This is a genomic window from Oleiphilus sp. HI0128, assembly GCF_001635365.1.
In genome coordinates this window covers 1-309 of the sequence record NZ_LWGG01000609.1, presented here as the reverse complement: position 1 = coordinate 309, position 309 = coordinate 1, and the positions used below count along the sequence as shown (strand labels likewise).

General features: G+C 43.7%; 1 protein-coding gene. It reads right to left on the bottom strand.

The features are described 5' to 3' along the window. Window positions 1-8: 8 nt before the first annotated feature. Window positions 9-309 (bottom strand): AFG1/ZapE family ATPase (zapE, locus tag A3763_RS07370; protein WP_156494992.1); only part of this gene is annotated, 301 nt, incomplete at its 5' end.

Genomic DNA, 309 nt, shown 5'->3' with positions numbered 1-309 from the left:
GAGCATTATTAAGCTTTATGCGCCTGTTCTAGATATTCGTGACTTTGCATTTCTAACAAACGGCTTTCTGTACGTTCGAACTCAAAGCTAAGTTTGCCGCCCTGGTAAATTTCATGGATAGGCGCTTCAGCAGAGATAATCACCTTAACGCTGCGGTCATAAAATTCATCAACCATATTGATAAAGCGCCTCGCCTGATCATCTGTATCGATACTCATCTGAGGGACGTTACTCACGATCACTGCGTGAAATTCTCTTGCGATCTCAATGTAGTCATTCTGGCTTCTAGGTCCATCGCAAAGCTCGGAA